The sequence below is a fragment of the Streptosporangiales bacterium genome (genome assembly GCA_009379955.1).
Classification (GTDB): Bacteria; Actinomycetota; Actinomycetes; order Streptosporangiales; family WHST01; genus WHST01.
Map to the genome: position 1 here is coordinate 29758 of WHST01000019.1, position 26833 is coordinate 56590.

The following is a 26833-nucleotide window of genomic DNA, read 5'->3' on the forward strand; positions in this document are numbered from 1 at the left end:
GCTGGGGTCCCCGGTTGTGGTGCCCACCCCCGCCGGGGTCCCCGGTTGTGGTGCCCACCCCCGCCGGGGTCCCCGGTTGTGGTGCCCACCCCCGCTGGGGTCCCCCGCGGTGCTCGGGACCCCAGCCGGGGTCCCCAGCGGTCAGAGGCGGAAGACGCGGCGGGGGAGGTCGTACGCGAGGTCCCGGGCCAGGTCGATGGCCTCGTCCTCGTCGAGGCGGTGCTCGGCCACGAGGCCGGCCAGGTAGCCGCAGTCGAGGCGCCTGGCCATGTCGTGCCTGGCCGGGATGGAGCAGAACGCGCGGGTGTCGTCGACGAACCCCGACGTCTTGTGGAAGCCGGTCGTGTCGGTCACCGCCCGCCGGAACCGCGAGATCGCGTCGGGAGTGTCGAGGAACCACCACGGCACCCCCGCGTAGACGGCGGGGTAGAACCCGGCCAGCGGCGCGAGCTCGCGTGACCAGACGTCCTCGTCGACGGTGAACACGACGAGGCGGAGGTTCGGGTGCGTGCCGAAGCGTTCGAGCAGCGGCCGCAGCGCGCGGGTGAGCTCCGTGGCCACCGGGATGTCGTGCCCGGTGTCGGGTCCGTACGCCTCCAGCGTCGGACGGTGGTGGCTGCGCAGCACGCCCGGGTGCAACTGCATGACGAGGCCGTCGTCGCAGGACATCCTGGCCAGCTCGAACAGCAGGTGCTGCCGCAACGCGGTCAGCTCCGCGTCGATCGCCTCGCCGGCGCGGGCGGCCGCGTAGACGCGTTCCGCCTCGCCGGTCGTGAGCGGGTGCGAGCCGGCGTCGGGCGGGCTGTGGTCGGTCGCCGTCGCCCCGTGTTCCGAGAAGTACGCGCGGCGGACCTCCAGCGCGGCGACCAGTCCCGCGAGGGTGCCGGTGTCGACGTCCGCCGCCTCGGCCAGCCGGGCCAGGTCGCCGGTCCAGCCCGGCCGGTCCGGGTGGACGTAGTGGTCGGGACGGAACGTCGGCACCACGCGGCCGCGGAAGCCGGGGTCGTCGGCGAGGCGCCGGTGGGCGTCGAGGTCGTCGACGGGGTCGTCCGTGGTCGCGAGCACCTCGAGCCCGAACCGTTCGTACAGCGCGCGCGGCCGGTACGCGGGCTCGGCCAGGCGGGCGCAGAGCTGGTCGAAGAGCGCGTCCGCCGTCTGCGCGGACGGTCGCATCGTGACGCCGAACAGCTCGGTGAGCTCTGCCTCGAGCCAGGTGCGCGTCGGCGTGCCCGCGAAGACGGGCCAGTGCTCGCAGAACGTGCGCCACACCTCGCGCGGCGCCGCCGGGGGCGGATCGTCGTGCCGCGCGCTGCGCAGGCCGAGCCGCCACAGCGGCACCCCGTGCGCGTGCAGCAGCCGCGTGACGTAGTGGTCGACGGTGACGAGGAGCGTGGCGGGATCGGCGAACGGGACGTCGTCGGCGAGCACAGCGGGGTCGACGTGCCCGTGCGGCGACACGAGCGGCAGGTCCGCCACGCTCGCGTGGAGCCGCGACGCGACCGACCTGACCCGGGGGTCGGCGGGGAGGAGCCGGTCCGGATGCGACCTCAGCTCCATCACGCCCCCTCGGTCCCTGCTGGACGGTCGATCCACGGCCGTCGCGGACAAGGTCTACCAGCAGCCCACCCGGCCGCACCAACGACAGGCCCGTTGTCGTCGAGGTCTCTGGCAAGCTGGCTGTATGGCTGGAGGAGATCTCGCGTGCGGCGTGGCGTCTCGACGCCGCCGTGTCACTGCCGGGCTACTGGGGTTGGCTCAGCTCGGCCATGCCCAGTGGTTCTTCGGGAATCTCTACGAAGCCGTGGTGAAGGTTCCCGACCGGCTGGCGGCGCACGGCTCACCCCGCCGCAGTGGGTCAGTGGTGTCACCGCTCGGGGCGGGCAGCCCCGTTCGCTACTACGCCGCAGCGGCGCCGGCCACGTCACCGGCCGTTCTCGCCGCAGTGGTGACCGGCTGGGACGACCGGAGTGGCCGTCGCTGGCTCCTCACCGCCGCCACGTGCTCGATCGTCGGGGGCGCGCTGGGCGCATATCTCGTAAGGGCCGTCAACCTGAGACTGTTCTTCGGCACGCGTTCAGTGACCGGCGACGAGCGAGCGATGCTGCTGCAGACGTGGTATCGAGTGAACGCCATCAGGCTCGTGGCCACGGGTGGGGCGTGGTTCGCTGCGTACAAGGCCAGGTCACGCCTGCTTCAGCAGGGATCCCCGCTGGGGCACGACCGTCGTGCCGATGATGTGCCCTAGACGAGATCCCAGGTCAGCGGCGTGCCCTTCGCCGCGTCGCGGGTGAACGTACGGCCGACCACCGTGTCGAACGCGTCGGGCGGCAGGCCGCCGGCGGGGCGGATCGACCGGACGTTGCCGGCGGTGACCCGGTCGCCCGCGCGGACGTCCTCGACGACGAACAGCGAGCGCCGGAAGCGCAGGCCCTCGGCCTCGGACGCGGTCGGCCCGATGACGGGACGGCCGAGGGCGCGCCAGGCCGTCTCGCTCTCGCGGCGCAGTGCCGCGAGCTCCTCGGGCTCGAGGGAGAACGCCGAGTCGACGCCGCCCTTCGCGCGCAGCAGCGTGACGTGCTTCTCGATCAGCGTCGCGCCGAGCGCGACCGAGGCGACGGCCGCGCCGATGCCGAGCGTGTGGTCGGAGAGGCCGGCGTGCACGCCGAAGGCGTCCGCGAGAACGGGCAGGCGGCGCAGGTTGCTGTGCTCGGGCGACGCCGGGTACGACGCGGTGCAGGCGAGCACGACGAGCTGGTCGTTGCCCTCGGCGCGCGCGGTGCGGACGGCCGCGTCGATCTCCGCCATCGACGCCATGCCCGTGGAGATGAGCAGCGGCTTGCCCGTCGCGGCCATCCGGCGCACCAGCGGCAGGTCTACGATCTCCGACGACGCCAGCTTGTACGCCGGCACGTCGAGGTCCTCGAGGAAGTCGACGGCGGTCGGGTCGAACGGCGACGAGAACGCGACGAGGCCGAGGTCGCGCGCGAGCGCGAAGACGGGCTCGTGCCACTCCCACGGCGTGTGCGCCTCCTGGTAGAGGCGGTACAGGTTGCGGCCGCCCCAGAGCTCGTGGTCGTCCGACAGCCGGAAGTGCGGAGCATCGACGTCGACGGTGATCGTGTCGGCCGTGTAGGTCTGCAGCTTCACCGCCTGCGCGCCGGCTTCGGCCGCCGCCCGGACGATGTCGAGCGCGCGCTCGAGGTCGCCGTCGTGGTTGCCGGAGATCTCCGCGACGATCACGGGCGGGTGGTCGGGCCCGATCTCGGACTTGCCGAACGGGATCGAGGGTGAGCTCATCGCGACTCCAGTGCGGTACGGGCCCTGCGCTCGTCGCGGTGCAGACGTAGGGGGAGGACGCGGACCGTCCGGCCGTCGACGGTGTGCGTGCGAGGCTCGCCCTCGGTGAAGCCGAAGCGCCGGTTCATCCGCCGGACGACGGTGTTGTCCTCGAGCACCTCGCCGGTGAGCACGTCGACGTCGAGCGGGCCGAACGCGTAGTCGAGCGCCTCGCGCTGCACCTCGATCCACGCCGGCAGGGTCTCGCCGCGACCGTCGAGGCCGTCGCTGTCGAGGAAGAACCCCCAGCCGGCCGAACGGTCGGCGGTGTCGTGGTCGAAGAAGTTCACGACGCCGCTCGGTACGCCGTCGCGCTCGTAGACGAGCACCCGTCGCGACGGGTCGGCGGCCGCCCGCTGCCACCACCGCAGGTGCTCGTCGGCGCTGATCTCGTGGGACGTCAGGCTCACCGATCTGACCTGCTCGTGGTTGCGCCAGCGGCGGATGTCCGCGAGGTCTGCCTCGGTCGCGTCACGTAGCACGCGTACGAGGATGCCAGCGTTCCGCGACCGTCGAGACCGTGCACGGGCCAGTTCACACGGTGGTCGAACGACGTTCACCTTCGCGACGTGGGCCCTGGCTAGCGTCCGCACGGACGACGGGAAGACACCGAGCGGGAACGAGGGACGATGACGCAGCTCGACCGGGAGCGGATCCGCGAGCTGATGGCCGAGGTGCTGTCGGCGAAGGGCGCGACCCTTCCCGAGGACGAGTCCGCCGACCTGCGGGCCGTCGGCTTCCGTTCGCTGGACTTCTCCGAGCTCGCACTGCGGGTCGAGGACGAGACGGGTGCCGAGCTCAACTTCGACGCCCCGGGCCTGCGCAGCATCGCGACCGTCGGCGACGTCCTCGACTTCCTGCAGAAGCTGCAGGTGGCGTGACTCGGGCCCAGGGCGAGGGCAACCGCGTCGTCGTCGACGGGGAGCCGTCGACGTGGCGCGAGCTGCCCGGACCGCGCGGCGCCGGGTCTCCCGTCGCCGTGCTCACCGGCGACTCCCGTACGGCGCTGGCAGCCGTACGCGACCACGCCGAGCACGGCGGCGAGCTGCTCGTCGCCGCGCCCGGCCGGGTCGACGCGGACCTGCGGGCCGAGCTGCTCGGCGACGGCTTCCGCCTGGTGACCGACGACGCCACGATCCCCTCGTCCCGCCGAAGGCCCGCCGACGACGACCGGGTCTGGATCCTCACCAGCGGCAGCACGGGTCGGCCCAAGCGGATCGGCCACACCCTGGCGAGCCTCACCACCGTCTCCGGTGTGCAGCCGCCGCGGGTGTGGCTCTGCCCGTACTCGCCGGGCACGTACGCCTGGTGGCAGCTCGTCACGCTCGGCCTCACCCAGCCGGGGCAGGACCTCGTCACGGTGTCACCGGACCGGCTCGACGCGTGGCCGTCCGACGCGCTGGCACACGGCGTCACGGCGGTCTCCGGCACGCCGACGTTCTGGCGGCAGGCGCTCCTGCGCAGCGGCGACGACGTCGCGAAGGTCCCGCTGGAGCAGGTGACACTCGGCGGCGAGCCGGTCGACCAGGCGATCCTCGACCGGCTGCGCGAGACGTTCCCCGCCGCGCGGATCAGCTGGATCTACGCCTCGAGCGAGGTCGGCGCGGCGATCGTCGTACACGACGGCCGCGCCGGGTTCCCGCGGTCGTGGCTCGACCGCGAGTCGCCCGGCCGCCCGGTGCTCTCGGTCCGCGACGACGAGCTGGTCGTCGCCTCCCCCCACCACGGCGCGACGCTCGACGGCGCCGTTCGCACGGGAGACCGCGTGGAGCTGACGGACGACCGTGTGCTGGTCACCGGACGCCTCGGCAGCGACGAGATCAACGTGGGCGGGGCGAAGATCTCCGCCGGCGCCGTCCGCGACGTGTTGCACGCGCACCCCGGTGTCACGTGGGCGCGGGTCAGGGCGCGCAGGGCGCCGATCGTCGGGCACGTGGTCGTTGCGGACATCGTGGCCGACGACGCGATCGGCGACGCGGAGCTGACCAGGTGGGCGGCGGAGCGGTTGCCCGAGTACGGCGTGCCGCGCCGGCTGACGCGGCTGGCGGACATCCCGGTGAAGGAGACGTTGAAGAGCGATGTCTGAGACTCACGCGCCCGAGCCGGTCGGCGAGGGCACGTCCGTCCCGCCGGCGTCCGTCGTCCTGGTGTCCGGCGGGTCGCGCGGCCTCGGCCTCGCGATCGTGACGGACCTGCTCGACCGCGGCGCGCGCGTGGCGGCGTTCGCGCGTACCGTCACCCCCGAGCTCGAGGTGCTGGCGAAGGAACGCCCTGAGCACCTCCTCGTGCAGTCGGTCGACGTGACCGACGCGGCGGCCGCGACCGCGTTCGTCCGCCGTGTCGAGACGGAGCTCGGACCCGTCGACGGTCTGGTCAACAACGCGGCGATCGGCCAGGACTCCCTGCACGTGCACACCTCGCCGGACGCGATCGCGCGGATCGTGGAGACGAACCTGACGGCGCCGCTGCTGCTCACCCGGCTCGTCGTCCGGCGGCTCCTCGCCAAGGGCCGGCGCGGGCGCGTCGTCAACGTCACGTCGATCTGCGCCCAGCGCGGCTTCCCCGGCCTCGTCACGTACGCGGCGACCAAGGGCGGGATGGAGGCGGCGACGCGTGCGCTGGCCAGAGAGCTGCGCGGGCGGATGCTGGTGAACTGTGTGGCACCCGGGTTCTTCGCCTCGGACATGTCGGCGGTGTTGGGTCAGACGCAGCTCGACCAGATCGTCAGGCGCACGCCGACAGGTCACCTGACCGAGCCGGACGAGGTGGTGCCACTCGTCCGCATGCTCTTGCTCGAGCACACGAATGTGCACGGGCAGGTGCTGACGACCGACGGAGGCGCCAGCATCTGACCGAACCTCGTCCGGTCGGCCGTCCTCGGGTGTCAGGCGTTCTGCCAGAGGCCGATGGTGTTGCCCTCGGGGTCGGTGAAGTAACCGGTAAAGCCCATGTCGGCGACCGCCTGCTTGCCGAGGAGCGTCTTGCCGCCGTGCTGCTCGACCTTCGTGAGCGCCGCCTCGATGTCGTCGACGTTGATGGTGAGGACCGGCGACGTGAGCGGCTCGGTGCGGGTGAACAGGCCGCCGTTGATCGCGCCGGGAGACGACGGCATGCCGTCCTCACCGGTGGCCGTGGTGCTGACGCTCGTGTAGTCCATCTCCGGCATCGGCATGAGGTTCCAGCCGAACGCGTCACGGTAGAACGATCCGGCCCGCGCGACGTCGTCCGCGGGAATCTCGAAGTGCACAACCGAGTCCATGGGCCGTGCCCCTTTGCCGTCGGGGGAACGCGACGCGTTCCCGGAGCCCTTGACGATATGCCCGGGTTTGGGACCTCGACAGGGATGTCGGCGCGATGCGGTGGTGCGTACGCTCCCGTGCCCGCACCGTTCTCCGGTGTGCGCGCCGGTCGCAGCGCACGACCGCCGCGTTCCTGACGGTCACCGTCTAGGAGATCTTGTTCGCCAGGGTGAGAACGAGCATGATCCCTCCGAGGACCAGTCCGACGACGGACAGGATCGCGCCGACCACGGCCAGCGGCTTGCCGCGGCGGCGACCGATGCAGCCGACGATCGCGAGGACGATGCCGGGCAGCCCGAACGGGAAGGCGATGTACGGTCGCACGCCGGTCATGTCGATCGGGAGGAACGGCAGCACGCACGAGAAGACCGAGGATCACCGCGGCCACGGCCGGCCCGAACCCCTTGGGACGGTCCATCGGAGGTGCTCCGCCAGACCACCCGGGGCCGTGGGGGTTGGTCCAGGGCTGTTGCGGATGAGGCTGTGGCGGCATCGGGCCCGACGCGTGCGGATCGGGCGGCGGGCCGTAGGTCATGGGGGACTCCTCACCGGCAGGGCTGCTTCGTCGCTACACGCATGCCTAGCAGGCAGACCGCGGCCGTGGTGGTGCCGGTGTGACGTGACCGCAGATGGTCGCGTGGCGTAAGCGCGCCGAGCGACCCGTCAGGCCGCCGAGAGGAGCAGCTCGTGGAGCCGGGTCTCGCCGGTGAGCTCGGGGTGGAACGCGACCGCGAGCACGCGGCCCTCGCGGACGGCGACCGGGTGACCGTCGACCTCGGCGAGCACCTCGACACCCGCGCCGTGCGACACCACCCACGGCGCGCGGATGAACACCGCGTGCACGGGGGAGTCGATGCCCACGATGTCGAGGTCGGTCTCGAACGAGCGCACCTGGCGGCCGAACGCGTTGCGCTCGGCGACGACGTCGAGCACGCCGAGGTGCTTCTGGTCGAGCATGATCAGGCCCGCGCAGGTGCCGAGCACGGGCTTGTGCGCGGCGAGCTCACGCAACGGGTCGGCGAGTCCCTCGCGCTCGATGCCGAGCGTCATGGTGGTCGACTCCCCGCCGGGGATCACCAGCGCGTCGAGCCCGTTCAGGTCGGCGGGGACGCGCACCTCGCGCGCGGTCGCACCCAGCGTCGTGAGGATCTTCGCGTGCGCGGCGAAGTCGCCCTGCAGCGCGAGCACGCCGACGTTCGTCACGTTCACCAACCGCGCTGGGCGAGCAGCTGACCCTCGTCGAGCTTGGCCGACTCGATGCTGGTCATCGCGGGGCCGAGTCCGCGTGACGCCGACGCGACGCGCACCGGGTCGGCGAAGTGGGTGGTGGCCTCGACGATCGCGGCGGCGCGGCGTTCCGGGTCGTCGGACTTGAAGATGCCGGAGCCGACGAAGACGCCCTCGGCGCCCAGCTGCATCATCAGCGCGGCGTCGGCGGGGGTCGCGATGCCGCCCGCGCAGAACAGGACGACCGGCAGCCTGCCCGCGGCGGCGACCGACCTGACGAGGTCGAGCGGTGCCTGGTGCTCCTTCGCCGCGGTCGCCAGCTCGGTGTCGTCGAGCACGGCGAGCCGGCGGATCTGGCCGTTGATCACCCGCATGTGGCGGACGGCCTCGACGATGTCGCCGGTGCCGGCCTCGCCCTTGGACCTGATCATCGCCGCGCCTTCGCCGAGCCTGCGCAGTGCCTCGCCGAGGTTGGTGGCGCCGCAGACGAACGGCACCTTGAACGCCCACTTGTCGATGTGGTTGACCTCGTCGGCGGGGGTCAGCACCTCGGACTCGTCGATGTAGTCGACCTCGAGCGCCTCGAGCACCTGCGCCTCGGCGAAGTGACCGATGCGGGCCTTCGCCATCACCGGGATGGTGACGGCCTCCTTGATGCCCTCGATCATCGCCGGATCGGACATGCGGGCGACGCCGCCGTCCCTCCTGATGTCGGCGGGCACACGCTCGAGCGCCATCACCGCACACGCGCCCGCGGCCTCGGCGATCTTCGCCTGGTCGGGGGTGACGACGTCCATGATGACGCCGCCCTTGAGCATCTCGGCCAGACCGGCCTTGACCCGGAACGTCGACTCGTCTCGCATGCCTTCAAGCGTATGACCGGAAGTGGACTGCTCCTCGGGTCAAGTGGCACACCGCGCCGCGACCCAGAACATGTGCAGTCCGGTTGCCATGGCGCCGGACTCGGACAGCTCACGCAGCCGTTCGCGGTAGGCGGAGACGCTGAAGTCGGGGACGTACCAGGGGACCGATCTGACATAGGCGACGAACGCGCCGATGTCGGTCCAGCTCAGCCGCGGGTGTGCCTCCCCGCTGCCCACGACCGTCAGCCCCGCCGACTCGAGCTGCGCAGTCGCCACCGACATGTCCCACGGTGCGGCGTCGCCGGGCGGCAGGCCGAGCCGTGCGCGCACCTCGTCGCCGTGCCGTCCGCCGACCTGCTGGGTGACGAAGACTCCGCCGGGGCGCAGTACCCGCCGTACGTCGGCCGGGTCGAAGCAGTCGTGCCGGTTGGCCACGACGTCGAACGTCGCGTCGCGGAACGGCAGCGTCGGGTGGTCGGCGGCTGGAGGGGGATCGGTGTTCTCCACCGATCCCCGGCATCGCACGAGCGGTACACCCGCCGGCCGCAGCGTGGCCACGGCCGCGGGGATCGTCGGCGCCCACTCCTCGACGGCCACCGTGCGCGGCGGCAGCGGCGCGAGGTCGAGCAGCGCGCTGCCGTCGCCCGTGCCCATGTCGAGCAGCGTGTCGGCGCCGGCGAGGTACGGCGCGACGAGGTCGCGGTAGCGCCAGGGTGGCGCCTCCTCGACGGTGCGTCCGACGAGGAAGCCGGCACCCCACGTCGACACGTCGACCAGCTCGCCCTCGGCGACCAGCTCATCGAACGTCGACATGCCCGCCATTCTGCCGGTCGCCCGGGAAAGCGGAGGGCCCGCATCCGGTGGATGCGGGCCCTGCGCTACGTCAACGGAGTCAGACGGCGCGGACGTCCTGCGCCTGCGGACCCTTCTGACCCTGGCCGAGCTCGAACTCGACCCGCTGGCCCTCGTCGAGGGACTTGTAGCCGTGGCCCTGGATCTGCGAGTAGTGGACGAAGACGTCTGCGCCGCCGCCGTCCTGCTCGATGAAGCCGAAGCCCTTCTCGCCGTTGAACCACTTGACTGTGCCTTGCGGCATACTGATCTTCTCCTCATGGCCCTAACAGGCCCTACCTGCGAGGACCTCTCATAGCCACCCGCAACCTCAGACATCCTAGATCCTTGCCGATCCGACCTGCGAGCACCTCCCCGACCAGGGTGTCAGGAGGGGGCCTAGGCCCCGATCGCGTTGTCGAGGATCCGCAGGCGTGCCACCCACCGGAGGTCCGTCATCCGCTCGCAGGGCGACACCGTCGTGGTCGGTCCGCCGGTCGGGGTGACCTGGTAGACGGACGTGTCCTCGGGCACGCAGCTGCGCGACGAATCGGCCGAGGGCGCCACCAGGGGTTCGGCGAACAGCAGCCGGAGCGCGTCCTCGGTGCCCGTGTCGAGCTGTGCGCGCTCGGGTGGGCTGTCCGCGCGATCGACGGTGACGTGGCCGGCCGCGTCGATCGCGACCGCGGCGTCGATCCCGGCGCGCGGCCTCCGCACCTCGGCGCGGAGGCCGCGGAACTCCGGTCGGTCGTCGCTCAGCGGGCGCAGCCCGTCCTTGGTGGTGAGCGACCTGATCTCGTCGAACACCGGCGTCTTCTCCGTGCGGCCGCAGGCGTACGTGGAGACGGTGAGCGTGTCGACGCGCAGGGTGTGCTGGAACCCGTCGGCGCAGCGTGAGTCGGGGTGCCTCGGCCCGCCCTCCTCCGCGAGTCGCCGGTCGGCGAGGAGGACGCGCTGCCGTTCGACGCTGCGGCGCGGGAGGACGCCGGCGACGGGCTCCTCGTCGACGAACAGCGCGGTGCCGTCGGCGGTGACCTCGACGGTGTGCTGGACACCGGCGACGCCGCCCGTCGTCGTGAGGGTGTAGCCCTTGAACTCGCCGGCGGGAGTCGGCTTCGTGAACCCGGGCAGCAACACCGCCGCCACGATCACGGCGGCGACGACGCATGCGGCTCCGGCCGCGATCACGATCGGCCTGGCCAGCCGTGCCTGCATCCGTCTACGGTGCCACACCGGGCATGGCAGAGTGTGGTCGTGAGCGATACGACATCCGTGGCCGGCCCGTCCCCACGGTTCCGTGACACCCTCGACGCGCTCGTCGCGTACAAGCCGGGCAAGCCGGCCGTCTCGCCGGACGGCAGGGCGTTCAAGCTGTCGAGCAACGAGACACCGCTCGGCCCGCTGCCCAGCGTGCGCGAGGCGATCGCGCAGGCCGCGAGCGAAGCCAACAGGTACCCGGACAACGGCGCGCAGGCCGTCGTGTCCCGCATCGCGGAGCGCTTCGGCGTCCCGGCGGCCCACGTCGCCGTCGGCTGCGGCTCCGTCGGCGTCGCCGAGCAGATCATGCTCGCCGCCGCAGGCCCGGGCGACGAGGTGGTGTACGCCTGGCGGTCGTTCGAGGCCTACCCGATCCTCGTGCAGCTGACCGGCGCGACCAGCGTGCAGGTGCCGCTGTCCGGCGAGCGCCACGACCTCGACGCGATGGCCGAGGCGGTCACGGAGCGCACCAGGGTGGTGCTGGTCTGCAACCCCAACAACCCCACGGGCACCGCCGTCCGCCGCGAGCAGCTCACGGCGTTCCTCGACAAGGTGCCCGACGACGTGCTCGTGGTGCTCGACGAGGCGTACCGCGAGTTCGTCGGCGACGAGCTCGTGCCGGACGGCCTCACGCTCTACGGCGACCGGCCCAACGTCTGCGTGCTCAGGACCTTCTCCAAGGCGTACGGCCTCGCCGGCCTGCGCATCGGCTTCGTCGTCGGGCACGAGCCCGTCGCCGAGGCGGTCCGCAAGACCATGCTCCCGTTCACCGTGTCGTCGGTGGCGCAGGCCGCCGCCGTGGCGTCGCTCGACGCGGAGGACCAGCTGCTGGCACGGGTGCGCGAGATCGTGGCGGAGCGCACGCGCGTACACGACGCGTTGCTCTCGTACGGCTACGTCGTGCCGCCGACCGAGGCGAACTTCGTCTGGCTGCGGCTGGGCGAGCGCACGTCGGAGTTCGCGCAGGCGTGCGACGCGCAGGGCGTTGCGGTGCGGCCCTTCGGCGCCGAGGGCGCCAGGATCAGCGTCGCCGAGCCCGAGGCCAACGACCGCTTCCTGGCCGTGGCCGAGCAGTTCAAGGCATGACCGGCGCGGCGTCCGGCGACACCGGCTTCGACGTGGTGGCCCGCCTGACCAGCAGGAACACGCCGCAGCCCATGATCACGGCGGCCATCACGAGCAGCAGGATGCGGTAGTCGTGCCGACCCGCCCCATCAGGTGGTTCGGTGTCCGCCGCTGGATCAGCGTGTAGAGCGCGACGAGCAGCCACGGCAGACCGGCGACCACGAGCCCGCCGAGCACGGCGGGCAGGTTGCCGGACACGAGGAACACGTCGCCGAGGGCGAACAGCAGGAAGCCGAACGCCGCGGCGCGCTGCTCCCCGACCCGGCGGATCACGGCCGCCGCGGTCGTGCCCTCGACGATCGCGCCGACCCCCTGGGCCGCCATCAGCACTCCAAGGAACGACGGCGAGCGGTGCAGCCCGTCGTCGACGACCGCGAAGATCAACGTCTCGCAGAAGCCGATCACCAGGAGCGCGACGCTGCAGGTGAGCACGAGTGGGTGGACGGTCGGGCGGACGGTGTCAGGGGAGGTCGAGGCGGCCCTGGCGGGCGTGCCACCGGCGGCCGGCCCGGAGGTGGGCGACGGCGGCGCGTTCGAGCGAGGTGCGCTGCGGCAGCTCTTCGAGCGGCTGGCCGTCGCGGCGGAAGACGAACTCCAGCACCGAGTCGTCGCCCTCCCGCGGCTCGTCGTCGACCAGGGTCCACCGCCGCATGAACGAGACGATGTTCGACGACTCGGGCAGGTACTCGGCGAGCTGGGGGTCGAGCAGCCACGACGTGCACACCGCGACGCGGGCGCCGTGCTCGGGGAAGTACCTGTCGTAGAAGGGGCGTGCCCGGTGGAACGACTCGTCGCACGCCTGCGGGGTCATCGGCCCCCCGAACTCGGGGATGTGCGTGTTGAGGATCGGCTGCCCGGCGCGCAGGCCGTCCGCGTCCTCGCGCTGGTGCTCCAGGTTGAACTGGAGCCGACCGAGCCGGTAGATGACCCCACGCAGGTGCAGGGTGAGCCATACCTGGGTGTTCATGCCGCCACCGCCGAACTTGCGCCGGTGGATCGCAACCATCTCGCCGAGCTGGTCGAGGGTGCCCCAGGCGACGTCGTCGGCGATGCCGCGGGCGACCTGGAACCGCCGGACGGCCGGCAAGGCGGCCAGGAAGACGTAGACGTAGAAGTAGCGGTCCGGGTCACCACGTTCGTACGGGAGCGTCGGTCCGCCGGACAGGTCACCGAAGCCGCCCACGTCGCGGGTGAGCGAGTGCTGCGTCCGCTCGAGGAGCCACCACAGGGCGGGGTCGGCCTCGACGGCGGGGACGGCGGCGACGATCTCGTCGGCGTCGCGGTCGGGCACATCGAGCCGGCGCAGCAGCTCGCGGGCCTCGTCGCCGTGCGGGAGCACGGCGGGCTCCGGCGGCGGGCCGAGCGCGGCGAGCTCGGTCAGCCACGGCTCAGCGTCCTCGCCGAGCCCGAGCGCCTCGCGTACGGCGCCGGGTTCCATGGCCTCGGTCATCGGTCCTCATCGGGTGGCTCGAAGCTACGCAGCATCAGGCTGTCGGCGACGTCGAAGCCCGCCCGTCGGTAGAAGGGCACCGACCTGGTGCTCGGATGGAGTACCACCCGGTCGAGGCCGCGTTCCTGCGCGTACGACACCGCCGCGTCGAGCAGCAGCCGGCCGATGCCGACGTCGCGGTGCGAGGCGAGCACGAACACGTTGGAGACGTACGCCCAGCCGGTGGCCCGCTGCCCGGGTCGCGGCATGCGGTCGAACAGGACGAGGTTGAGCATGCCGACGGGCACGTCGTCGCGCTCGGCGAGCCAGGTGCGCCTGCGTTGCTGCTCCGTGGCGAACCAGGCCGAGAAGCGTTCCTCGAAGTCGGGGTCGCCGCCACCGCGCCCGTCCTCCTCGGTCCAGGCCCGGCGCAGGGCGGCCAGCGTGGCTACGTCGGCTCCGGTGGCGAGGCGTATGCGTGGTGCGCCGGCGCCGCCACCGTCGTTCAAGGCTGGAATCCTCCTCGGCGCAGTGCCTCGAGCAGACCCGTGGCGACCGCCGCGGTGCGCGTGTCGTCGCGGGTGTCCGGCTCCAGGGTGAAGGTGAAGCTGACGGCGACGACCCGGGTGCTGCCGGTCACCGCCTCGATGGCCGCGGCGAGCTGGGCGAGTGAGGCGCCGTCCGGGGTGGCGAACCGCATGCCGGGCAGCTCACCGGGATCGAGGATGTCGAGGTCGACGTGCAGGTAGACCGAGCCGGACGGGAGCAGGTCGGCCGAGAGCGCGCCGAGCTCCACCAGGCTGACCCGGGACTCGTCGAGAAGCTCCTGCTCGGCCGGGTCGACGGAGCGGGTGCCGGCGAGGATCACCCGGTCGTCGGGGATCGCACGCATCCCGATGTGCATCGCCAGGTCGACCTCGCCGCGCTGGGTGAGCATCGCGAGCGGCATGCCGCCGAGGTAGCCGCTGACCGTGGTCGTCGGCGTATTGAAGTCGCCGTGCGCGTCGATCCAGACCACGGCCGGGTCGATGCCGCGGCGCTGCAGGCCGGCGACCACGGCGAGCGGGACGGCGCAGTCGCTCGTCCAGACCACCGGGTTCTCCGTGCCGAAGACCATCTGCGCGACGCTCGTGTACAGCGGCGTGAAGGCGTCCCAGCCGGATCCCTGCGGGCGCGGACCCTTGACCACCAGCCCGTCGGGGACCGGCACCGGATACGGGTCGACCAGTTCGTCCAGGTGGTACGGCACAGTGATATGTCCCACCCGAGCACCGTACCCGCGGTGGGGCACCGGTGAAACCTCATGACGCGTGCTGCGGCCCGGAAACGTGGACGTCCAGCTTGGTCGACCCAGCGTGGCGGTCGGGTCGGCCCGCCTGCGGCGCAGGTCGAAGGACGTCCACGTTGGTCGACCGATCGTGTGACCGTCCGGTCGCGGATGCGGGGGTGACCGGCGGAAACAGCCATACTCGACGCGAGAGGCTGGACGCAGCCACCCGGGAACCGCGTACGATCTCCTCACCACGCCGGGCGCACCATCGTGCGGCGTGCCCACGGCAGGACCGCAGTACTGTGCCGATTTGGTGCATTGGGCCCGGTGTCGACCACATCGCGTCCGAGTACTGTTCCCCCGCTGGCGGTGATCCTGCCAGTTGGCTGAACTGACGAGGAGACTCGATTGACCGTGGAGAGCTCGATGAGATCGTCGGCTGCCGGGACGGACTGCGTCCAGCTCCTCACCCCTGAGGGGGAACGGCTTCGGCCGGCCGGGTACGAGGACATCGACTTCACTGCCGACGAGGTACGCGACTTCTACCGCGACTTCGTGCTCGTCCGCCGGATCGACACCGAGGCCACCGCCCTGCAGCGGCAGGGTGAGCTGGGCATCTGGGCGTCGCTGCTCGGCCAGGAGGCCGCGCAGGTCGGCTCCGCCCGCGCGCTGCGGCCGAACGACTTCGTCTTCCCGACCTACCGGGAGCACGGCGTCGCGTGGTGCCGTGGCATCGACCCGATCCACCTGCTCGGGCTGTTCCGCGGCGTCGACCACGGCAACTGGGATCCCGAGGAGTTCAACTTCGGCCTCTACACGATCGTCATCGGCGCCCAGTGCCTGCACGCCACGGGCTACGCGATGGGCATGATGCGCGACGGCGCCGAGGACGCGGTCCTCGCCTACTTCGGCGACGGCGCGTCCGCCCAGGGCGACGTCAACGAGGCCCTGATCTGGGCCGGCGTGTTCAACACCCCCGTCGTGTTCTTCTGCCAGAACAACCAGTGGGCCATCTCGGTGCCCCTGCAGCGGCAGAGCCGTACCCCGCTGTACAAGCGCGCGCAGGGCTTCGGGTTCCCGGGCATCCAGGTCGACGGCAACGACGTGTTCGCGGTGCACGCGGTCACGTCCCGGGCGCTCGCCAGCGCGCGGGAGGGCAACGGGCCCACCCTGATCGAGGCGGTCACGTACCGCATGGGCGCCCACACCACCAACGACGACCCGTCGCGCTACCGCATCGAGAGCGAGGTCGAGGAGTGGCGGTTGAAGGACCCGATCGAACGGGTCCGCGTCTACCTCGCCCGCAGCGGCCTCGCCGACCAGGCGTTCTTCGACTCGATCGAGGAGGAGGCGAACGACCTCGCCGCCTCCCTGCGCAAGCGGTGCGTCGAGATGCCCGACCCCGACCCGACGCGGATGTTCTCCCAGGTCTACGCCGAGCCGAGCCCCCTGCTCGACCAGGAGCGCGAGGAGTACCTGAGCTACCTCGCGGGCTTCGAAGGAGGGCACTGATGAGCAAGGCAGCGCAGGAGCTCGACGAGTACCGCGGAGGGAGGGGCTGCGGTGTGGTCAGGAGTGGGCACGACGTTGTCGCGGCACCTGCCGGAGCGGTGCGAGGAGGCGGGCGCGCATGAGCAAGGTGACCCTGGGCAAGGCCGTCAACATGGGCTTGCGTCGCGCGCTCGAGGATGACCAGAAGGTCCTGATCATGGGCGAGGACGTCGGCCGGCTCGGTGGCGTCTTCCGCGTCACCGACGGGCTGCAGAAGGACTTCGGCGAGGACCGCGTCGTCGACACCCCGCTCGCCGAGTCGGGCATCATCGGCACGGCCGTCGGCCTGGCGATGCGCGGCTACCGGCCGGTGTGCGAGATCCAGTTCGACGGCTTCGTGTTCCCCGGCTTCGACCAGATCATCAGCCAGCTCGCCAAGCTGCGCTACCGGTCGCAGGGCCGGGTGCAGATGCCGGTCGTCGTGCGCATCCCGTTCGGCGGCGGCATCGGCGCGGTGGAGCACCACAGCGAGTCGCCGGAGACGTTCTTCGTCCACATCGCCGGGCTCAAGGTCGTCGCCTGCTCCAACCCCGCCGACGCGTACTGGATGATCCAGCAGGCGGTCGCGAGTGACGACCCCGTCATCTTCTTCGAGCCGAAGCGGCGCTACCACGACAAGGGCGAGGTCGACGTCGAGTCGACGCCCGACCCGTTGCACGCGTCCCGCGTCGTCCGTCCTGGTGGCCACTGCACGGTCGTGGGGTGGGGTCCGATGGTCCGTACGTCCCTCGACGCGGCCGCCGCGGCACAGGACGAGGGCACCGAGCTCGAGGTGATCGACCTCCGCTCGCTGTCGCCGCTCGACCTCGAGCCGGTGTACGACTCGGTACGGCGCACCGGCCGGCTCGTCGTCGTCAACGAGGCGCCGCGCACCGGTGGCCTGCCGGGCGAGATCGCGGCCATGGTGACCGAGCGGTGCTTCTACCACCTGGAGGCACCGGTCATGCGGGTCACCGGCTTCGACGCGCCCTACCCGCCCGCCCGGGTCGAGGACTCGTTCCTCCCCGACCTCGACCGCGTCCTCGACGCCGTCGACCGATCGCTCGCGTACTGAGGGGTTAGACCGTGGGCCTCAAGCACTTCAAGCTGCCCGATGTCGGTGAAGGCCTCACCGAGGGCGAGATCCTGCACTGGCTGGTCAAGCCGGGCGACGAGGTGACCGTCAACCAGAACCTCGTCGAGGTCGAGACGGCGAAGGTCGCGGTCGAGCTGCCGTCGCCATGGGCCGGCGTGGTCGCGACCCTGCATGTCGAGGAGGGCACGACCGTCGACGTCGGTGCGCCGATCATCTCCATCGACGTCCCCGGCGAGCCCGACGACGCTACCGGCGGCGACGAGGACACGGCGATGCTCGTCGGCTACGGCCCCAAGGCCGGCGCGTCCAGGCGCCGCCCGCGCAAGGCGACGGCCGCGGCCGCGGTCCGCGAGCCGGAACCGGCGCCCGCACCCGAGCCGGAGCCCGCGCCCGTCGCGGAGCCGGCGGCCGAGGTCGTCGGCGTCACCGTCCTGGCCAAGCCGCCCGTGCGGAAGCTGGCGAAGGACCTCGGCGTCGACCTGCGGGCGGTGACCGCCACCGGCGCCGGCGGCACGATCACCCGCGACGACGTCAGGGCGGCCGCCGAGGCGCCGTCCGCACCAGTGGCGGCTCCGGCCGGAGCACCCGCGCCCACCGGCGCCGGCATGCCGGTCGTCGTCCCCGCGGCGGGCTGGGTGCCCGAGCTGTCGTTCGCCGGACCCGACCGCTCCGCCCGCATCCCGGTGCGCGGCGTGCGCAAGCACACGGCGGCGGCGATGGTGACCAGCGCGTTCACCGCGCCGCACGTGACCGAGTTCGTCACCGTCGACGCGACCCGCACGATGAAACTCGTCCGCCGGCTGAAGGCGTCGCCGGAGTTCGACGGCGTCAAGGTGAGCCCGTTGCTGCTGCTCGCCAAGGGTGTCCTGCTGGCGCTCGCGCGCAACCCGATCGTCAACTCCACCTGGGTCGAGGAGTCGCAGGAGATCGTCGTCCGCGGCTACGTCAACCTCGGCATCGCCGCCGCGACCCCGCGCGGGCTCGTGGTGCCGCACATCCCCGACGCCGACCGTCTGTCCCTCGCCGGCCTGGCCGGGGCGTTGCAGGAGCTGACCGACACCGCGCGCGCGGGCAAGACGACGCCCGCGGCGATGCAGGGTGGCACGTTCACGATCACCAACGTCGGCGTGTTCGGCGTCGACACCGGCACTCCGATCCTCAACCCCGGTGAGGCCGGCATCCTCGCCATGGGCGCGATCAGGGAGCAGCCCTGGGTGCACAAGGGCGCGGTCGTCCCGCGGATGGTGACCACGCTCGGGCTGTCGTTCGACCACCGCATCGTCGACGGCGAGCAGGGCTCGAGGTTCCTGCGCGACATCGCCGACTTCGTCGAGGACCCGCAGACCCGCCTGTTCGCCTGGACCTGACGGGGCGCTAGTCGTCCTTCGGTCTCGCGCCGACGATCCTGGCGCGACCGAAGGACAGGTCGGCGAGTGCCCGCATGGTCTCGTCGGCCGGCTTGTCGCTGTACGCCGTCGAGGCGGTGAGCGGAGAGCCGAAGAACGCGGTGGTGCGTGCCTGGTCGAGCGCCGACCACGACCCCTTGAGCTGACCGACGCGCGGGTCGCGCGGAACCACGCAGATCACCTTCTCGACCAGCCAGCGCTTGGGCCGGATCTCGGCGATCAGCTCCCACGGGATCTGCGCGGCCAGCACCGGCCACTTGCGGATCCGCAGCCACACGCCCTGCCGGTCCGCGGCGAGGAGCGGGCCGCCCGTGACCTGGTTGAAGACCCGGAACCCGAAGCCGACGGTGTACAGGCCGACCGCGACGACGAGGCCGATCAGGCCGATCCGCCAGCCGCCGGTCACGAACAGATAGCCGGTCACCGCGAGCAGCACGACGAGCGGGACGCAGAACAGCAGCAGCCACATGCTGAGCCGCGGGCGTACGACGAACGGCAGGTCGCTCGGCACGCGCTTGGCGGTCCGCAGCGTAGGCGCCTTCCCCGTCGGTCCGGGAGGCGGCGGGAGCTGCATCGGCGGTGGTTTCGCCGCGTACGATCCCGGCGGGTCGACGACGGGTACCGGCGGCACGACGCTGCGTGGCGGCCGCGCCGGGTAGCCGTAGGGCCGCGGGTGCGGCGAGCCGGGAGGCGACACCGGGGGCGGCAGCGGTCGGATCGAGTGCGGCGGGACGGGAACCGGACGTGGCCTGGTCGGATACCGGTGCGCGCCGGGTGGACCTGGCGGCGGTGCCTGGCCGGGGGGTGGACCGTACGGCGCCTGGCCGTACGGCGACACGGGGCGGTCGGGAACCTGCCAACCTCCGTGCGGTGGCTGACTCACGGGACCCCCGACGGTACTCTGCTGCTGCTATCGGGAACGGTAGCAAGCCAGTCGGGGGCACGGCAGCCGACGCCCACCCGAATGGCGTCGATCTCACGCGTCCGGTCACGGCGGCCGGCGCATCGAGCGTGCCGAGAGGACCCGAAGACCATGGCGACCTGCGCACGGTGCGGACACGAGTCCGCGGGCCAGTTCTGTGGAAACTGCGGCGCTACGCTCGGCGGCGGTCCCGGTGGCCCGCAGGGTGGCCAGGGCGGCGGCAACGGCGGACCGGGAGCGACACCGCCGTGGGCGTCCTCGGGACTCGTCCCACCCTGGCAGCAGCACCAGGCGCAGACCACCACGACCCTCCCGCCACCCGGCGGTGGCGCACCCCCCGGCGGACCGACCGCGCCGGGCGGCGGGCCTGCGGGCTCCCAGCCGTACGTCCCGCCGAACGCGGCGAGCGGCGGCCCCGGGGAGCAGGTGAGCTGGCTCGAACGCACCTTCCGCGGCCGGCCGCTGCACTACCCGACGACGCTGTACTGGATCACCCGCGCGTGCATGCGCAACCCGCGCGGCCCGATGATGGCGTTCTTCACCACCTGGTTCAACGTGTACCTCGGGCTCGTCCTGGCCGCGATCGGCGGCGTCACCGGCGTGATCGCCGGCTGGCTCGGCGGCCTCACGACCGCGGTCGGGTTCATCGGGGACACCGGGGTCGGTCAGTTCATGCCCAACGCGGCGTTCAACATCAGCGGCGCCCTCGGCGCGGCGCTCGGCCTGGTGATCGGGGTGCTCGCCGGCTTCCTGGCCGGTATCCTCTGGTCGCCCCTGCTGATCTACGGCGTGACCGAGGACATCGTCCCGGTCATCGGCTGGGTGATCGGGCAGATCGTGAGCGGCATCGTCATCGGCTGGCTCTACACCCTGTTCCACAACATGTTCGAGGGCACGATCATGCGGTGGAAGGGCGCCCGCCAGCTCAGCCGGCGCGAGAACGAGCTGATCATGCCGATCGTCCGCGAGATGGCGCACCGGCTCGGCATGCACGGCGTCCCCCGGGTGCTGATGAACGAGTCCCGTGACGTCAACGCGTACGCCGGCGCCCGGCACATCGTGCTCAACCAGGGCCTGCTCGACGAGTTCGAGTACGACAAGGAGGTGCTGTCCGGTGTCATCGCCCACGAGCTGACGCACTGGCACAACGCCGACCCCGTGTCGAACGCGTTCGTGCGCGGCGTCGCGTTCCCGATCTACGTGATGTACACGTTCTGCGAGTGGGTGCGCAAGGCGCTCGGGCCGATGCTGGGGCCGATCTTCATGCTGCTGTTCATCTGGCTGATCTGGCCGCTGTACTTCATCATGCGGGTGATGATCGCCCCCGCCCACGCGACCGACACCCGTCCGGCGGAGATCATCGCCGACCGGGGCGCGGTCCAGGCGGGTCAGCGCGTCGGCATGCGCAGGGCCCTGGTCCGTATCAAGCACGCCATCGACGGCGGCCTCAGCGGCTGGGACGAGGCGATGTGCCGCACCCACCCGCCGACGGAGCTGCGGCTCGAACGGATGGAGGAGCCGGGCAAGAGCTACCCGCTTCCCGACCCGGACGGCCCGACGTCCAGCGTCGCGGCTGCCGGTGCCGGGGGCGGCAGCCTGATGAGGGACTAGCGGCATGACTGTGCTTCCCGCCGTCCTACTCCGCTCCGCTCCTCGCTCGCCGGGTGGGCGGGCGCTGGACCCTCTTCGGGTCGCTGCGATGCTCACTTCGGAGGACGGCTCATGACGACGGCAGAACAGCCGGCGGCGATCCCGCCCTTCCAGGTGACGCCGCGGCCGAACGTCTTCCTGGGCTGGGACCAGGCGCGCAACTACGAGAAGTGCTGGAGCGGACCGGAGGACTCGGTCGGCATCATCGGTCCACCGAGGTACGGCAAGTCGTCCGGCCTCGTGATCCCGTCCGTCCTGTGGTGGGGCGGCCCGGTGGTGTCGACGTCGACCCGCGGCGACATCCTCGGCTTCACCGGCAACTGGCGGCGCTCGATCGCGCAGTACTACGGCGGCGACGTGCTGATCTACGACCCGTTCGGCAGCGAGTACCCGGACCGATCGATGCACTGGTCCCCGTTGGCCGACTGCGCGGACCCGAGTGTGTGCTATCGCCGGGTGGCTGCGATGACGGCGGCGGCCAGCCAGGGCATGCAGGACGGTGACCACTGGCGCAGCGGTGCCGCGTCGATCCTGCGGGGCTACTTCCATGCGGCGGCACTGGAGGGCCTGTCGATCACGCATGTACGCCGGTGGCTCGCCACGCAGAACATCAGCGACGCGGCCGCGATCATGCGCATGTCGAGCAGCCCCGCGGCGATGTGGGCGGACGACCTCGACGCCATGCGTCACCTCGGTGACCGGGAACGCGGCAGCTTCTACTCGACGGCGCGCAACACCCTCGAGGCCCTGTCGGAGCCGAAGGCGCTCGAGTCGTGCTCGCGTACCGACCTGAACATCGACCACTTCCTGCGGAGCTCGTCGTCGCTGTTCATCATCGGCCCGTCGCACCAGCAGAAGGCCGCGGCGCCCCTCATCGCGGGCCTCGTCGACAGCATCGCGCACCGAGCCGCGGAGCTCGCCGCCCAGCAGGGCGGCCGGCTCGACCCGCCGCTGCTGCTCGCCCTCGACGAGGTCGCCAACATCGCCCCGATCGAGAGCCTGCCGTCCCTCGTCAGCGAGGGCGGCGGCCGCGGCGTCATCACCATGTGGGCGACGCAGAGCCTCGCGCAGCTGCGGGTGAGGTACGGCGAGGAGCAGCAGGCGTCGATCCTCGCGGCGACGACGGCGAAGCTCATCTTCGGCGGCCTGTCCAACGGTCGCGACCTCAACGACATCTCGGCCTGGGCCGGTGAGGAGAAGCAGACCCAGGTCACCTTCTCGTCCGGCCAGGGCGGCCAGGGCCGGGTCGGCCCGTGGGGCGGCGACTCCGGGGGCATCAGTGGTCACAGCCGGACGATGGGTCGCGAGCAGCAGGTCAGCAGCTTCATGTACCCGGCCCTGCCGGTCAACGCGATCCAGCTGCTGCCACCGCTGAACGCCTGGCTGTTCTACCGCAGCGACCGACCCCTGAGGGTCGAGACCCGACCAGCGGGCGCGATCCCCGAGTACCAGGCGATCAGGGGCTTCACGCCATGACCGACGTGCTCCTTCCGGTAGGTCAACCACTGGGATTCGTGTACCCGTTCGCTGCGGGCGACGGCGAGCCCGCCGCGTCGGTCCGCGTCGGTGACGACATCCAGGAGCTGAGTCCGGGCGAGTACCGGATCTGGCTCATGGCATTCGGTCCGACGGATGACGATGACCTCGTCCGGCGTGCCGAGGAGCTCGGTGTCACCGATTCGCGCGATGTCATCGAGGCGTACCTCGAGCTCGGACTGTTCATCAACGTCGACCCTGCCGGCCCCATGGACACGTTGGCCACGGTCCTCGACGAGCATCGGCTCACACCGGGTGGAGTCGGGATGGGGAACTCCCCCGAGGAACCCGGAACCTTCTCCGTGGGAGGGCCGGAGCTGGAGCCACGTGTGCGGATGAACCTCGACGTCTACACCCTCTGGGCGACGTCGAACGGAGCTTCGATTCTGCGGTTGTGCCGCGACATGACCAGCGGTGGAGAGCGTGATCTCGAAGGGATCGTCAGGAACATCGCCGAGAACCTTCCCGGTTTGATCGGTACGGGATCAGGCTTCCTGGACCGTGTGTGATGTCGGCGCCTGAGATGGACGAGGGTGGCGGTCGCTCACGTTTCCTGGACGGCGTCAGCAGACACGGCCCCCGGGTCTGTCAATGGGCGGGCGCGACCATCGGCTTCGCCGTGCACGGCCCGGCAGGGGCAGCGGCCGGAGGCTATCTCGGCAAGGTCGGCGGCGTTGGTCTGAAGGCGGCTGCGGATCGCATCAACGCTCGACGCGAGGCCGCTGCACGTCCGGCCGTGCCAGGCCACGAGGGACAGAGCCCGGCGGACAAGGAGCTGCCCGCCGGGCGCCCGGGTCTGGGAAGGGCGGCGCGTGCCACGGGAGTGGTCGCGTCGGAGGGCATCAGCGAGTTCGGCTCCCGATTCGGGCCCGTGGGCAAGGTGATGAGCAAGCTCACCGCCCCCGCCGCCTCGGGTTTCTCGAAATGGGCGCGGGACAAACTGGATCCCAGGGGCAAGGCCGAACGCGACCGATCGGCGGCCGAGAAGGACGCGTTCGACAAGGCGTCGAAGGACCCCAAGAAGTTCGCGCAGGCGCAGCTCGACAAGGACCTTCGCGACGGTCAGGAGATCAACCGGCGTCTGCAGGATCCAGACGCGGCTGCGCGAGCCGACGCCGCGAAGGCAGCTCAGGGAACTCCGAGCAAGGCGGCCGCCGACCAGGGCGGACATCGCGTCCTGCGTGCGGTCGAGAAGGGCGCACCCGCTGTCTGCGAAACGGTGGGGGCGGGCGTCGGAACCTTCGTACCGGGCGCGGCTGCGGTTGCTCCGCTCGCCTCGAAGGTGCTCGGCACGGAGATCGCGCGGGCAGCGAAGAACAAGCGAGAGTCGAGCGAGGCCAAGGCGAAGGCCGCGGACACCGGCAAGGAGAGCCGCGCAGGCGAGGCCGGTGCGGGGAAGGGAGACGGTGGTGGACCGGGTCCCAAGGAGGCGGGACCGGAGACATCGGTGCCGGCATGGCGGCGATACGCGGCCAGCGGACTCCGCTTTGCCGGAAGGTCGGCCAACGAGGTGGTCAAGTCCGACCTGACTCGCCAGCCGGCCGAGCGACCCGCTGCCGAGTCTGGCAACACGAGCGATGTCGGGAAGTACGCGCAGGACGAGGCCACGAGAACCGGCTTCGAGGGCGCGAGGGACTCGGCCGGTGCCTGGCTCGAGAAGCAGGCCAATCGAGGTGCGGCCCGGCTCGAACGGAGCAACCGACCTGCCGACGGCAAGGTTGAGCGGCCCTCCGCCAGCGGCCAGGAACAGCCGGCCGCGTCCACACGGGCCGAGCAGCAATCCACACCACAGCAGGCACCGGCCGGACAATCGCCACAGGCGTCTCCAGGCCACGGCTATGACCCGAACGCCGCGATGCAGCGTGGCGGAGGAGACGACCCCAACAAGGAGCCACGGCAGCGCGTCCCACCCGGGTCGAACGACGGAGCCCAGGGTGGTCTGGATGGTCGGCCCGCGATACCCGGTCGGAGTTCGCCCGGGGCGTCGGGCAACGCCGGTGCTACTGCGTCGACCGGGCCGGTTGGCTCCGCGGCGGCGGGTGGGTCCGGCTCGAAGCCGATCGACGGGGACTGGCGGCTCGGACCGGAGAAGCTGCCGACCGGTGGCGCCGCCGGTGGCCTCCTCCAGGGATACGACCGCTTCGGCGGGATGTCCAAGGACGACTTCCTCGCCAAGCACTGGAACTCGGACACCGGCGCATGGCGTTATCCGGACGGCGACGGGTTCGCTGCGGGGACCGCCGGCGACGGCTCGAAGGAGTACGAGCGCACTCCGGTCGAGCTGAGGCAGGGCCAGATCATCGATCGCTTCGGCGGTCCCAACGGGGAGTACCTCAGCCCCGCGGGAACCTCGTACGGAGGGCGGGCGCTACCACCGAGCAACCTGGCGCCCAATCCCAAGGAGCAGCCGTCACCACCGCCGGACAACTACCACCAGTACGAGGTGATGAAGCCGTTCACCGTCGATGCCGGCCCGGCGGAGAAGGCGTTCGAGCAGCCCGGTGGCGGTATCCAGTACAAGACGAACGGCGACTATCTGCCGGAGCGACCGGGGAAGGCGACGGTCGGCTGGCTGCAGGAGAACGGATACCTCCGCGAGATCACGCCGAAGGAGACCCAGCCGGACTCGGGACGGGAAGCGCAGGCTCAGCGAGAGGCCGGGCAAGCCAGAGAGGGTTCAGGGGCGGCGGTAAACCGTGCGCAGCCTCAGCAGGGTGCGGCGAAGCAGGGCCAGCACCAGAGCACCACCAAGCAAGGGGCGCAGGGCCAGCAGCCGTCCCAACCGCGGCAGGGTGCGGCGAAGCAGCAGGGTCCCGCCAAGCAGCAGGGTCCCGCGAAGCAGAGCGCGGCGAAGCAGCAGGGTCCCGCGAAGCAGCAGGGCGCGGCGAAGCAGCAGGGTCCCGCCAAGCAGAGCGCGGCGAAGCAGCAGAGTCCCGCGAAGCAGCAGGGCGCTGCCAAGCAGGGCGCGGCGAAGCAGGGTGCCGCCAAGCAGCAGAGTGCCGCGAAGCAGCAGGGCGCTGCCAAGCAGGGCGCGGCGAAGCAGGGTGCCGCCAAGCAGGGTGCCGCGAAGCAGGGTGCCGCCAAGCAGCAGAGTGCCGCGGCGAAGCAGGGTGCCGCGAAGCAGGGTGCCGCGAAGCAGGGCGCGGCGAAGCAGGGTGCCGCCAAGCAGGGTGCCGCGAAGCAGGGTGCCGCGAAGCAGCAGGGTGCCGCCAAGCAGCAGGGCGCGGCGAAGCAGCAGGGCGCCGCCAAGCAGCAGAGTGCCGCGAAGCAGCAGGGCGCTGCCAAGCAGGGCGCGGCGAAGCAGGGTGCGGCGAAGCAGGGTGCGGCGAAGCAGCAGGGCGCCGCGAAGCAGGGTGCCGCCAAGCAGGGTGCGGCGAAGCAGCAGGGTGCGGCGAAGCAGCAGGGCGCCGCGAAGCAGGGTGCCGCGAAGCAGCAGGGTGCCGCCAAGCAGGGTGCCGCGAAGCAGGGTGCTGCGAAGCAGGGTGCTGCGAAGCAGCAGGGTGCCGCGAAGCAGGGTGCTGCGAAGCAGCAGGGTGCCGCCAAGCAGGGTGCCGCGAAGCAGCAGGGTGCGGCGAAGCAGCAGGGTGCGGCGAAGCAGCAGGGCGCCGCGAAGCAGGGTGCGGCGAAGCAGCAGGGCGCCGCGAAGCAGGGCGCGGCGAAGCAGCAGGGCGCCGCGAAGCAGGGTGTGGCGAAGCAGCAGAGTGCCGCGAAGCAGCAGGGCGCGGCGAAGCAGGGTGCGGCGCAGCAGGGCGCGGCGAAGCAGGGTGCGGCGAAGCAGCAGGGCGGGCCGAACAAGTCCGGGGGGAACAAGACAGCGGCCAACAAGGGCGGCGGAGGTAAGTCGGCCGCCGGTCAGGGTGGCGGGAGCAAGGGCAGTGGGAGCACGAGCGGCGGGAGCGCGAGTGGTGCGGCGGGCGGGCGTCAACGGCCACAGCAAGGTGCCGCGAAGTCGAGCTCGTCGGCCGCGGGGTCGAGTGGCAAGAGCTCGGGTGGGGGCCGTTCCCAACCACAACAAGGGGGTTCTCGTGGTGGAGGCGGGAGACGTCGATGAGTGAG

Annotated in this window: 27 protein-coding genes; 12 read left to right on the plus strand and 15 right to left on the minus strand. The window is 71.6% G+C overall.

Going from position 1 to position 26833, the window contains the following annotated elements; translation table 11 throughout:
* Positions 1-141 precede the first annotated feature (141 nt).
* Positions 142-1557: a glucuronate isomerase gene (uxaC, locus tag GEV10_08310; GenBank protein ID MQA78467.1), complete on the minus strand. Its 1416-nt coding sequence runs from the start codon at positions 1555-1557 to the stop codon at positions 142-144.
* A 247-nt stretch (positions 1558-1804) separates the two neighbouring features.
* Between uxaC and GEV10_08315 the strand changes: the two genes are divergently transcribed.
* Positions 1805-2245: a hypothetical protein gene (locus tag GEV10_08315; protein ID MQA78468.1), complete on the plus strand. Its 441-nt coding sequence runs from the start codon at positions 1805-1807 to the stop codon at positions 2243-2245.
* Here the strand turns inward: GEV10_08315 and pseI are convergent.
* Complete coding sequence (gene pseI, locus GEV10_08320; protein ID MQA78469.1) at positions 2242-3297, minus strand: pseudaminic acid synthase; 1056 nt, start codon at positions 3295-3297, stop codon at positions 2242-2244. The genes GEV10_08315 and pseI overlap by 4 nt on opposite strands.
* Entirely contained in the window at positions 3294-3818 is a 525-nt protein-coding gene (locus GEV10_08325; protein ID MQA78470.1) for a GNAT family N-acetyltransferase, read from the minus strand. The genes pseI and GEV10_08325 overlap by 4 nt, the downstream gene beginning before the upstream one ends.
* A gap of 147 nt (positions 3819-3965) precedes the next feature.
* Between GEV10_08325 and GEV10_08330 the strand changes: the two genes are divergently transcribed.
* Genes GEV10_08330 through GEV10_08340 form a run of 3 tightly spaced genes read left to right on the plus strand, consistent with a single transcriptional unit; the run spans position 3966 to position 6188 of the window.
* Positions 3966-4217, plus strand: a complete 252-nt coding sequence (locus GEV10_08330) for an acyl carrier protein (protein MQA78471.1) — start codon at positions 3966-3968, stop codon at positions 4215-4217.
* Entirely contained in the window at positions 4214-5422 is a 1209-nt protein-coding gene (locus GEV10_08335; GenBank protein ID MQA78472.1) for an AMP-binding protein, read from the plus strand. Before GEV10_08330 ends, GEV10_08335 begins: the two co-directional genes overlap by 4 nt.
* Complete coding sequence (locus GEV10_08340) at positions 5415-6188, plus strand: SDR family NAD(P)-dependent oxidoreductase (protein MQA78473.1); 774 nt, start codon at positions 5415-5417, stop codon at positions 6186-6188. The genes GEV10_08335 and GEV10_08340 overlap by 8 nt, the downstream gene beginning before the upstream one ends.
* Before the next feature lie 32 nt (positions 6189-6220).
* Here GEV10_08340 and GEV10_08345 read toward each other — a convergent pair whose 3' ends face one another.
* From GEV10_08345 to GEV10_08375, 7 genes are all read right to left on the minus strand, one after another.
* Complete coding sequence (locus GEV10_08345; protein MQA78474.1) at positions 6221-6595, minus strand: VOC family protein; 375 nt, start codon at positions 6593-6595, stop codon at positions 6221-6223.
* A gap of 187 nt (positions 6596-6782) precedes the next feature.
* Positions 6783-6992 (minus strand): hypothetical protein, encoded by a 210-nt coding sequence (locus GEV10_08350; GenBank protein ID MQA78475.1) that lies wholly within the window; start codon positions 6990-6992, stop codon positions 6783-6785.
* A gap of 306 nt (positions 6993-7298) precedes the next feature.
* The gene (gene pdxT / locus GEV10_08355) at positions 7299-7838 is read right to left on the minus strand and encodes a pyridoxal 5'-phosphate synthase glutaminase subunit PdxT (protein MQA78476.1); all 540 of its coding nucleotides are present in this window, start codon (positions 7836-7838) and stop codon (positions 7299-7301) included.
* A 2-nt stretch (positions 7839-7840) separates the two neighbouring features.
* The gene (gene pdxS, locus GEV10_08360) at positions 7841-8725 is read right to left on the minus strand and encodes a pyridoxal 5'-phosphate synthase lyase subunit PdxS (GenBank protein ID MQA78477.1); all 885 of its coding nucleotides are present in this window, start codon (positions 8723-8725) and stop codon (positions 7841-7843) included.
* Between the two features lie 39 nt (positions 8726-8764).
* Complete coding sequence (locus GEV10_08365; GenBank protein MQA78478.1) at positions 8765-9547, minus strand: methyltransferase domain-containing protein; 783 nt, start codon at positions 9545-9547, stop codon at positions 8765-8767.
* 70 nt (positions 9548-9617) lie between these two features.
* On the minus strand, positions 9618-9821 hold the full coding sequence (locus GEV10_08370) for a cold-shock protein (protein MQA78479.1): 204 nt from the start codon (positions 9819-9821) through the stop codon (positions 9618-9620).
* Positions 9822-9955: 134 nt separating this feature from the next.
* The gene (locus GEV10_08375) at positions 9956-10771 is read right to left on the minus strand and encodes a hypothetical protein (GenBank protein MQA78480.1); all 816 of its coding nucleotides are present in this window, start codon (positions 10769-10771) and stop codon (positions 9956-9958) included.
* A 57-nt stretch (positions 10772-10828) separates the two neighbouring features.
* On the opposite strand from GEV10_08375, the gene hisC reads away from it, so the two are divergent.
* Entirely contained in the window at positions 10829-11899 is a 1071-nt protein-coding gene (gene hisC, locus GEV10_08380; protein MQA78481.1) for a histidinol-phosphate transaminase, read from the plus strand.
* Positions 11900-11986: 87 nt separating this feature from the next.
* Here hisC and GEV10_08385 read toward each other — a convergent pair whose 3' ends face one another.
* Genes GEV10_08385 through GEV10_08400 form a run of 4 tightly spaced genes read right to left on the minus strand, consistent with a single transcriptional unit; the run spans position 11987 to position 14631 of the window.
* Positions 11987-12370 carry a hypothetical protein gene (locus GEV10_08385; GenBank protein MQA78482.1) on the minus strand — a complete coding sequence of 128 codons (384 nt, stop codon included), beginning with the start codon at positions 12368-12370 and terminating at the stop codon, positions 11987-11989.
* A 28-nt stretch (positions 12371-12398) separates the two neighbouring features.
* A complete protein-coding gene (locus GEV10_08390; protein MQA78483.1) occupies positions 12399-13388 on the minus strand; it encodes a hypothetical protein in 990 nt (329 codons plus the stop codon).
* Positions 13385-13843, minus strand: a complete 459-nt coding sequence (locus tag GEV10_08395) for a GNAT family N-acetyltransferase (protein ID MQA78484.1) — start codon at positions 13841-13843, stop codon at positions 13385-13387. Before GEV10_08395 ends, GEV10_08390 begins: the two co-directional genes overlap by 4 nt.
* Before the next feature lie 29 nt (positions 13844-13872).
* Complete coding sequence (locus GEV10_08400; GenBank protein ID MQA78485.1) at positions 13873-14631, minus strand: arginase family protein; 759 nt, start codon at positions 14629-14631, stop codon at positions 13873-13875.
* A 432-nt stretch (positions 14632-15063) separates the two neighbouring features.
* Between GEV10_08400 and pdhA the strand changes: the two genes are divergently transcribed.
* The 3 genes from pdhA (at position 15064) to GEV10_08415 (ending at position 18630) form a co-directional block, all read left to right on the plus strand.
* Positions 15064-16149, plus strand: a complete 1086-nt coding sequence (gene pdhA / locus GEV10_08405; protein MQA78486.1) for a pyruvate dehydrogenase (acetyl-transferring) E1 component subunit alpha — start codon at positions 15064-15066, stop codon at positions 16147-16149.
* Between the two features lie 118 nt (positions 16150-16267).
* Entirely contained in the window at positions 16268-17242 is a 975-nt protein-coding gene (locus tag GEV10_08410) for an alpha-ketoacid dehydrogenase subunit beta (GenBank protein ID MQA78487.1), read from the plus strand.
* A gap of 11 nt (positions 17243-17253) precedes the next feature.
* The gene (locus GEV10_08415; protein MQA78488.1) at positions 17254-18630 is read left to right on the plus strand and encodes a 2-oxo acid dehydrogenase subunit E2; all 1377 of its coding nucleotides are present in this window, start codon (positions 17254-17256) and stop codon (positions 18628-18630) included.
* Between the two features lie 7 nt (positions 18631-18637).
* Here GEV10_08415 and GEV10_08420 read toward each other — a convergent pair whose 3' ends face one another.
* Complete coding sequence (locus GEV10_08420) at positions 18638-19552, minus strand: hypothetical protein (GenBank protein MQA78489.1); 915 nt, start codon at positions 19550-19552, stop codon at positions 18638-18640.
* An 81-nt stretch (positions 19553-19633) separates the two neighbouring features.
* Here GEV10_08420 and GEV10_08425 point away from each other — a divergent pair, with 81 nt between their 5' ends.
* The 4 genes from GEV10_08425 (at position 19634) to GEV10_08440 (ending at position 26828) form a co-directional block, all read left to right on the plus strand.
* Positions 19634-21202, plus strand: coding sequence for a M48 family metalloprotease (locus tag GEV10_08425; GenBank protein MQA78490.1), 1569 nt, complete (start codon positions 19634-19636; stop codon positions 21200-21202).
* Positions 21203-21313: 111 nt separating this feature from the next.
* The gene (locus tag GEV10_08430) at positions 21314-22717 is read left to right on the plus strand and encodes a TraM recognition domain-containing protein (protein ID MQA78491.1); all 1404 of its coding nucleotides are present in this window, start codon (positions 21314-21316) and stop codon (positions 22715-22717) included.
* A complete protein-coding gene (locus GEV10_08435) occupies positions 22714-23286 on the plus strand; it encodes a hypothetical protein (GenBank protein ID MQA78492.1) in 573 nt (190 codons plus the stop codon). Before GEV10_08430 ends, GEV10_08435 begins: the two co-directional genes overlap by 4 nt.
* The gene (locus GEV10_08440; protein ID MQA78493.1) at positions 23286-26828 is read left to right on the plus strand and encodes a DUF4237 domain-containing protein; all 3543 of its coding nucleotides are present in this window, start codon (positions 23286-23288) and stop codon (positions 26826-26828) included. The genes GEV10_08435 and GEV10_08440 overlap by 1 nt, the downstream gene beginning before the upstream one ends.
* Positions 26829-26833 lie beyond the last annotated feature (5 nt).